Source organism: Microvirga sp. P4_G7 (genome assembly GCF_056401005.1).
In genome coordinates, this window is the sequence record NZ_JBFUKD010000106.1 from 1 (window position 1) to 8,178 (window position 8,178).

At 62.0% G+C, this 8,178-nt stretch carries 10 protein-coding genes and 1 pseudogene; 2 read left to right on the forward strand and 9 right to left on the reverse strand.

Translation table 11 applies throughout. The features are described from left to right. Positions 1–90, forward strand: a pseudogene (locus AC1DT3_RS07240) (adenine phosphoribosyltransferase); the annotation flags it as partial. 18 nt (positions 91–108) lie between these two features. On the opposite strand, the gene AC1DT3_RS07245 reads toward AC1DT3_RS07240, so the two are convergent. The 9 genes from AC1DT3_RS07245 to AC1DT3_RS07285 all read right to left on the reverse strand — a co-directional run bounded on the left by AC1DT3_RS07245 (position 109) and on the right by AC1DT3_RS07285 (position 7,602). Further along, entirely contained in the window at positions 109–1,128 is a 1,020-nt protein-coding gene (locus AC1DT3_RS07245; protein WP_477464579.1) for a MaoC family dehydratase, read from the reverse strand. Positions 1,129–1,184: 56 nt separating this feature from the next. Further along, positions 1,185–1,853 (reverse strand): deoxyribonuclease V, encoded by a 669-nt coding sequence (nfi, locus tag AC1DT3_RS07250; protein WP_477464588.1) that lies wholly within the window; start codon positions 1,851–1,853, stop codon positions 1,185–1,187. 73 nt (positions 1,854–1,926) lie between these two features. Continuing rightward, positions 1,927–2,106, reverse strand: a complete 180-nt coding sequence (locus AC1DT3_RS07255) for a hypothetical protein (protein ID WP_477464580.1) — start codon at positions 2,104–2,106, stop codon at positions 1,927–1,929. A gap of 72 nt (positions 2,107–2,178) precedes the next feature. Further along, the gene (ychF, locus tag AC1DT3_RS07260; protein ID WP_477464581.1) at positions 2,179–3,276 is read right to left on the reverse strand and encodes a redox-regulated ATPase YchF; all 1,098 of its coding nucleotides are present in this window, start codon (positions 3,274–3,276) and stop codon (positions 2,179–2,181) included. A 3-nt stretch (positions 3,277–3,279) separates the two neighbouring features. Continuing rightward, positions 3,280–3,903, reverse strand: coding sequence for an aminoacyl-tRNA hydrolase (gene pth, locus AC1DT3_RS07265; RefSeq protein WP_477464582.1), 624 nt, complete (start codon positions 3,901–3,903; stop codon positions 3,280–3,282). Positions 3,904–3,992: 89 nt separating this feature from the next. Continuing rightward, the gene (locus tag AC1DT3_RS07270; RefSeq protein ID WP_477464583.1) at positions 3,993–4,622 is read right to left on the reverse strand and encodes a 50S ribosomal protein L25/general stress protein Ctc; all 630 of its coding nucleotides are present in this window, start codon (positions 4,620–4,622) and stop codon (positions 3,993–3,995) included. A gap of 142 nt (positions 4,623–4,764) precedes the next feature. Next, positions 4,765–5,697 (reverse strand): ribose-phosphate pyrophosphokinase, encoded by a 933-nt coding sequence (locus tag AC1DT3_RS07275; protein WP_477464584.1) that lies wholly within the window; start codon positions 5,695–5,697, stop codon positions 4,765–4,767. Between the two features lie 150 nt (positions 5,698–5,847). Next, positions 5,848–6,369 carry a hypothetical protein gene (locus tag AC1DT3_RS07280; protein WP_477464585.1) on the reverse strand — a complete coding sequence of 174 codons (522 nt, stop codon included), beginning with the start codon at positions 6,367–6,369 and terminating at the stop codon, positions 5,848–5,850. A gap of 69 nt (positions 6,370–6,438) precedes the next feature. Continuing rightward, positions 6,439–7,602, reverse strand: a complete 1,164-nt coding sequence (locus tag AC1DT3_RS07285) for a benzoate/H(+) symporter BenE family transporter (RefSeq protein WP_477464586.1) — start codon at positions 7,600–7,602, stop codon at positions 6,439–6,441. Between the two features lie 112 nt (positions 7,603–7,714). Between AC1DT3_RS07285 and AC1DT3_RS07290 the strand changes: the two genes are divergently transcribed. Then, on the forward strand, positions 7,715–8,178 hold a 464-nt coding region (locus AC1DT3_RS07290; protein ID WP_477464587.1), incomplete at its 3' end, for a GIY-YIG nuclease family protein.

An 8,178-nucleotide genomic window follows, 5' to 3' on the forward strand; every position in this document is an offset into this window, starting at 1 on the left:
ATCATCGACCTGCCGGATCTCGGCGGCGCCAAGAAGCTGCGCGATCTCGACGTCAAAGTACGCAGTCTCATGAGCTTCGAGGGCCACTGAGCGGCAAGAGAGCTCCCCTCAGTCCGTCGGGCGCTTTTCCCAGAACACGGTGCCGTCGAAGGCGAAGACTTCTTCTCCGTGCTGATTGACCCCGCTGTTGTGATGAAAGGCGAGGCCCCATCCGGATCGCGACGCCGACGAACGCCTGTTCGTCAGCGTTGTTCGATAGGAAATCGTGTCGCCGGCGAAAACCGGTTTCAGCCACTTCAAGTTGGTGAAACCCGGCGACGGTCCGAGCCGGGCCGGACGTTCGCCGCGCCGCAACGCCTCCGTGCGGATGCGGTGACGTTCGGCGGCCATGAGTTTCATCCACACCCCTGCCGTCTGCCATCCTGAGGCGCAGAGAGCACCGAAGAGGCTGTCTTTCGCCGCTTGCGCATCGACGTGGAAGCGCTGCGGGTCATAGTTCTTTGCGAAGCGGATGATCTCTTCCGCTTCGAACCTGTAGGATCCGATATCGCTCGTCTGACCGATCAAAAGGTCGTCGAGATACGAATTTCCGGTGACACTGGGCGCCGCGGCCGGACGGCTGTCGCTCGCTTTTCGTGGCGCTTTCGCGGGGGTTGCCTTCACGCGGGGTGCGGGATTCCCGGGTTCGCGACGCCCGAACATCACCCAAGCCGTCTGTTTCAGCACGACCTCGTCGGATTGGTTCAAAACCTCGAACTGAAATTTCACCAATCCGAGATCCGGGCGACTTTGCGAGGCGCGTGTYTCCAGGATTGTCATGCGCGAGCGTAGCGTGTCGCCGGGACGGACCGGTTTCAGCCATTTCTGCTCCTCGATGCCAGGCGATCCCATCGATGTGGAATCGAGCAGCACTCCGTCCGCGAAAAGCCGCATGTTGATGGCGCTCGTATGCCATCCCGAGGCGATCAATGTCCCGACGAAGCTTTCCTTCGCCGCCACCTCGTCCACGTGAAAGGGTTGAGGGTCGTATTCCAACGCAAAGGCGATCATCTCGTCTTTGCTGACGGGAACCGGCCCGAAGATCTGGCTCGTTCCGGATACGAAGTCTTCGAAGTGCAAACGGGGCATTGCATTCCTTGTGCCGCAGCGAGGGCCGCATCGTCGTGAGAGCGTCCCGGCTTTCGTCAGGTCGCAAAACGTCCGGCGGCGTTATGGGCCAGGCGGATCGGCTCCGGAAGTCGAAACTTAGGAGAACAGCGCAAAACGAGCTCCGCTGCTGTCGGAATATCGGCCATGTGTCCAGGGGAGATGAACATCGGGTTCTTGGCCGTGCGCGTCCTCAGGGCGACGCCGATCGACTCGCCTTTGTGGATCAGGGGCGCGGAGGAACCCTTCTCCTCCCTCAGGTCGCTGTAACGACCACACAGGAGCGTCTTGCCACAGCCGATGGTCGGTCGATCGAGCCACAGCCCCATATGGCTGGCAATCCCGATCCGCCGGGGATGGGCGATACCCATTCCGTCGAAGAGAAACACGTCCGGCATGGTTTCAAGCTTTTCGAACGCTTCTTCGAGAACCGGCCCCTCGCGAAAGCTGAGAAGTCCTGGAATATAGGGAAACGGTGTCGGTCGCTGGGCGAGGACGACCTCAACCGGCTTGAAGTCCGGATAGGTCGCGACGACGATCGCGGCCTGGGACTGCTCGTTCTTTACGCTCACATCGACCCCGGCGATCAGGGTGATGGCGTCCAGGTCGATGGGGGCATTTGAAATGACATCGGCTCGGAGATCGTTCTGGAGCGCGATGGCCTGCTGGGGCGTCAGGTCCCAGCGATGAAGTGCGGAAAGGTGCATGACGCAGTAGATCGTCGCTCCGGAGGCTTCTGACAAGGAAGGCTATCGCCGGGCAAAGCGGCGTCGATTGACGTCAGAAGCGATTCTGACGCCAATGCTCATTGTCGTGGCGGCGGTGGACGAGGCCGTAGAAGGCGCTGTAGGCAAAGCCGCACGCGACCAGAAGCGCCAAAATAAGCTCAGCCGCACCCAGGCTCGGCGAGATGATCGCGCCGCCGACGGTGTAGGCTACCTCTTCAATGGAATCCTGCATGCGGGAACCCTCCATGCTGGACTAATGCCTAAGCGACCTGAACCGACGCCGAACCGATCGATCACGATTTCGTTAGTTCGCGAATCGGAAATGCAGGACGTCACCGTCCTGAACCGGATATTCCTTGCCCTCGAGCCTTAGTTTTCCGGCATCGCGCGCGCCCGATTCACCCTTGAGGGTCACATAATCCGGGTAAGCGATCGTCTCGGCCCGGATGAAGCCTTTTTCGAAATCCGTATGGATCACGCCGGCGGCCTGCGGAGCGCGGGTCCCCTTGGTGATGGTCCAAGCTCTCGCTTCCTTGGGGCCGACCGTGAAGTAGGTGACCAGGCCGAGCAGCTCATATCCGGCCCGGATGACCCGGTTGAGGCCCGGTTCCTTGAGGCCGATGGCGTCGAGATAGTCCTTCTGCTCATCGGGAGCGAGGACTGCGATTTCGCTCTCGATCTTGGCCGAAACGACAACCGCCTTCGCACCCTCTTCCTTCGCGCGCGCGATGACCTTGGCCGAGAAAGCATTGCCTTCGTCGGCCGACGCTTCCTCCACATTGCAGACGTAGAGAACGGGCTTGGAGGTCAGGAGGCCAAGCATCTGGAACAGGCGTTCTTCTTCGGGCTTGCGCTCGACGAAGCGGGCTGGTCGACCCTCGCGCAGGAGAACGAGCGAACGGTTGACGAGATCCAGGGTTTCCTTGGCCTCCTTGTCGTTCCCCTTGGCCTTCTTCTCAAGGGCCGTGACGCGCTTTTCGAGACTGTCGAGATCGGCCAGCATGAGCTCGGTCTCGATGATTTCGATATCGGCGATCGGGTCGATCTTGCCCTCGACGTGGGTGATGTCCGAATCTTCGAACGAGCGCACCACATGGGCGATCGCGTCGACTTCACGGATATTGGCCAGGAACTGGTTGCCCAGACCTTCGCCCTGCGAAGCGCCGCGAACGAGGCCGGCGATGTCGACGAAGGTCAGGCGGGTCGGGATGATCTGCGCCGAGCCGGCAATGGCCGCGAGCTGGTCGAGCCGCTCATCGGGCACCGCCACGTCGCCCACATTGGGCTCGATCGTGCAGAACGGGTAATTGGCCGCCTGCGCTGCCGCCGTCTGGGTGAGTGCGTTGAAGAGCGTGGATTTGCCCACATTCGGCAATCCGACGATGCCCATCTTGAAGCCCATGCCTCACTCCTTGCTGTTTTGAGCCCGCTCTCCGGGCCGCTTTACGTCCGTCCAGCCTCGGCCTTCCATGGCGAGGTGGACCTTGTTCTGAAAACTTGCATCGTCGCCCTTGGCGAGGAGGGCGGCGTTGTCGGCGCAGGCCCGGCACAGATCCTCGACCCAAGGTTCCTCTGCCTTGCCGAAGTCGCCGAGCACGTAGGATTGCACCATGGCCTTGTGGCCGGGGTGGCCGATGCCGAGGCGCACCCGCCGGTAATCGTTGCCGCAATGGGCGGTGATCGAGCGCAGACCGTTATGTCCGGCGTTGCCGCCGCCGACCTTGACCCTCAGCTTGGCCGGGGGAAGATCGAGTTCGTCGTAAAACACCGTGACGTCGGAAAGCGGGATCTTGAAGAAACGTTGCGCTTCGGCAACCGCCCGACCCGAATCGTTCATGTAGGTATCCGGCTTGAGCAGGAGAACCCGCTCGCCACCGATCAGTGCTTCCGTCGTCTGGCCTTGGAAACGCTTCCTCCACGGCGCCGTCGCATAGGCGCGCGCGATCTCATCCGCTGCCAAGAACCCGATGTTGTGGCGGTTTCTGGCGTAGCGTTGTCCGGGATTGCCGAGGCCGACGAAGAGGCGCATCGCTCGTGGTCATTCGTTCATAAGGAAACGCTCCGGCCTTGCGGTCGGAGCGTCGAAGCCTGTCGAAAGGAAGAGAAAGCCTCGAAAGATCAGGCCTTCGCGGCGGCAGCGGCCGGGGCTGCCTCGGCCTCTGCGGCCGGCTCTTCTTCCTTCATTCCCGACGGAGCGACGACCGTCACGAGAGTGAGGTTCTCCTGAGACGTGGCCTTGGCGCCTGCGGGCAGCTTGATGTCCGAAAGGTGGACCGACGAACCGATGTCGAGATCCGCCACCGACGCTTCGATGAAGTCCGGGATCGCGTTGGACGGCACGAGGAGTTCCACCGAGTGCTCGACGATCTGCAGGGTGCCGCCGCGCTTGACGCCGGCGCACTTGTCCTGGCCGACTACGTGGACCGGAACGACGACCTTGATCGCCTGGCCCTTGGCAAGGCGCAGGAAGTCGACATGGACCGGGAAATCGCGGACCGGGTCGAGCTGGTAATCACGGGGCAGCGCCTGGACCTTCTTCCCGTCGACCTCGATCTCGAAGATCGTGGTGAGGAAGTGGCCGGCGAAAATCAGCTGCTTCGTCTGATTGAAATCGAGAGCGATCGCCGCGGCCGGCTGACCGGCTCCATAGATGACGGCGGGAACTTGGCCTTGGCGACGAACGGCCCGGGCGGCCCCCTTGCCGGCCCGGTCGCGCGCCACGGCCTTGATTTGCTTGATAGCACTCATGGTCGTGGTCCTTTGAAGAGGTATCTGGAAAACCAAAAGCCGCCACATGGTGGCCGAGGTTCGCGCCCGTGCCTCCAAGGGTGTCGAGCGGGCGCGAGGCGGCTTATAGCGGCGACGGCCCGCAGTTGCAACAAATTAAAGGCTAATCGAACAGGCTCGAGACCGAGCTTTCCGTCGCCGTGCGGCCGATCGCTTCGCCGATGAGCGGGGCGATCGAGACGACGCGGATGTTGTGCGCCACCTTCACGGCCTCCGTCGGCATGATCGAGTCCGTGATCACCAGTTCCTTGAGCTTCGAGTTGGAAATCCTGGACACCGCTCCGCCGGAAAGAACGCCGTGGGTGATGTAGGCGTAGACTTCCTTGGCGCCGTTGGCGAGGAGGGCTTCGGCCGCGTTCACCAGCGTTCCGCCGGAATCGACGATGTCGTCGAGAAGGATGCAGGACCGCCCTGACACGTCGCCGATGATGTTCATGACCTCGGATTCGCCCGGCCRCTCACGGCGCTTGTCGACGATGGCGAGAGGAGCATCGAGGCGCTTGGCGAGGGCCCTGGCGCGCACGACGCCGCCGACGTCGGGCGAGACGACCATGCGATCGCCGTTGTCGAGGCGCTCCTTGATGTCACGGACCATGACAGGCGCGCTGAACAAGTTGTCGGTCGGAATGTCGAAGAAGCCCTGGATCTGGCCGGCGTGMAGRTCGAGSGTSAGCACGCGGTCGACACCGGCATTGGTGATCAGATTGGCGACGAGCTTGGCCGAAATCGGGGTGCGGGGACCGGGTTTCCGGTCTTGCCGGGCATAGCCGAAATAAGGGATCACCGCCGTGATGCGGCGCGCCGAGGAGCGGCGCAGGGCATCGATGATGATCAGAAGCTCCATCAAGTGGTCATTCGCCGGGAAGGAGGTCGATTGAACGACGAAAACGTCCTCGCCGCGCACGTTCTCCTGAATCTCGACGAACACTTCCATGTCCGCGAAGCGCTTCACCTGACATTTGGCGAGCGGGATGTTGAGGTAAGCGGAGATAGCCTCCGCCAGCGGACGATTGGAATTTCCCGCGACGAGCTTCATGAGAGCATCTTTGGCTGCATGTGACCTGTGGAGCCCGCCGTACGAGCGCTGGGAACGGCAAGACGAGGGGGTCTTAGCAGCGTTCAAAAGTCGTCACAATACCGAGAATGGCATGAATGTGCGGCATCGATGCCGGTTCATGCGACGCCGTTACTGCGCCGCCACAGGAGCACCCGACAACGACGCATCCGCAGTCTGGAACGGCGCCTCGGCCTTGGCCGCCGCAAGGAACTGCGCGATCTCGTCCATGCTGGAATTCGCGAGTTTGGCGAGAGTCGCCTTGTCGAGGGAGGTCCAAGGGTTGGAGGAGCCGACCTTGATCGGGCTCGATCCCGTCAGCCGCTGGGCGCGGCGCTTTTCCGAATCGAAGACGTCCCAGACATAGGCGACTGTCGTCTCGCCATCGGCGGTTTCCGTCGAAAGATAGCCGCGTACGCGATAACGCGCCTGACTGCTGGTGCCGACGATTTCGACCTTCCTATCGGACGCGGCGGAGTTGAGCTCCCCGACGAAAGCGGTCTGAACGGGTCCGGGGGCACCTTCGATGCTCTCGAGCATGATCGGGACGCCCTCCGGCGATCCGTTGACCGAGCCACCCATGTTTTGGCAGGCAGCGAGCCCCGCCACCATCGTGACGACGGCGAGCCGATGGGCATTTTTCGTTGCAATCATGGTGTTTCCCGCCCGCGTTCGTTTTGGGTCTTAACGAATTTTTAAGCTTAAGCGGCCTTCAGGTCCAGCTCAGGCCCGGCGGAAACGGATTCGAGCGTTAACAACATCGAGGCCAACGACCAGAAGTCCGGCCGCCAAACCCCAGAACGCCGAGCCGATGCCGAACATCGATACGCCCGAAGCCGTCACCGCGAGGGTCAGCGCTGCAGGAAATCGCTTACCCTCCTCGGCGACAGCCGATCCCAGCGCTCCGGCGAAGGAGCCCAAGAGGGCGAGGCCCGCCACGGTCTTGATGAGTTCCTGCGGCAGAGCCCCAATGAGCGCTATGAGAGAAGCGCTGAAGGCGGCGATGGCCACGTAACACAAGGCGTAGATCGGTCCGACCATCCACCGCTTGGACGGATCTGGGTGTGTGTCCGGTCCGGTACAGAGTGCCGCCGAGATCGCAGCGAGGTTGCTCGTGTGGGCCCCGAAGAATGCGCTCACCACCGATACGAAGCCGGTCACAGCCAGAATTGGTCGAGAGGGTGGGGAATAGCCCGCAGCTCTCAGAACCGCGAAACCCGGCAGGTTCTGCGACGCCATCGTGACCAGGAACAGGGGAATTCCCAGACCGATCAGGACGCTCGCATCGAAAACCGGCGTCACAAGGGTCAGCGAGGAAAGGGTCAGGTCCGAGGGCAGGGGCTGCGCAAACCCGCCTCCGAACGCAATGGCGAACCCACAGATCAGCACCGCCAGCACGGCCATCGCCGGATTCACGAGCCTCACGAGGAGAAAGATTGCGATCAAGGGGAGGACGAGGCCTGGAACCGCCTGCGCGCTTCCGAAAACGTCCATCACGAACCGGATGAGAATGCCGGCGAGCATCGCAGCCGCGATGGGAGTGGGGATACGCTCGATGAGACGCCCGAAGGGTTTGACAGCGGCTGCGAGAATAATAAGCGCTCCCGCCAGCAGGAACGCTCCGACGGCTGCCTGGAGCGAAATGCCGGTGGATGCGCCGATGAGGGCGGCGCCCGGCGTGGACCAGGCAGCCACCACAGGCATGCGGTAGCGAACGCTGAGAATGCCGCTCGTCGCGGCCGTGCTCAGGCATAGAGCCGCGACCCACGAAGTGGTTTGAGCCGCATCGGCCCCGACCGCATGGGCGGCGGCGATGATCAGGGCAATCGTGCTGCCGAAGCCGACGAGGACCGCGACGACGGCCGAAACCACAATTGACAAGCGCATCAGAAAGTCCGTTCGGAACCGAGAATAGACATATAAGCCCTGCAAAGCGCCCAGAACGAAATACCGGTAAAGCACTCTTTCCACGGGAAATCCGAACGCTTAAATCAGCGGGATGAGTCGAAATCCCTCCACGGACGTTCCGCCCGACATCCTCGAAAACGAGGATGAGGATGATTCCGGAACCGTTGTCGAGAACGCATCGGACGTCGAATTCGACCTCGCGGCCAATCCCGGATCCGTGAAGCGCGGAACCGAGGTGATCCGACGCTTCTGGACCACATTGCCGAATGCGCCGGGTGTCTATCGTATGCTCGATACGAAGCACGAGGTGCTCTATGTCGGGAAGGCGAACAGTCTAAAGAATCGCGTCGGTTCCTATGCGCGGGGCCAGGCGCATTCGAACCGCATCGCGCGGATGATCGCCGAAACGGCGTCGATGGAATTCGTCACGACGGCCACAGAAACCGAAGCGCTGCTCCTTGAGGCCAACCTCATCAAGCAGTTGCGACCGCGGTATAATGTGCTGCTGCGGGACGACAAGTCGCTCCCCTATATTCTGCTCACCGCCGACCATGC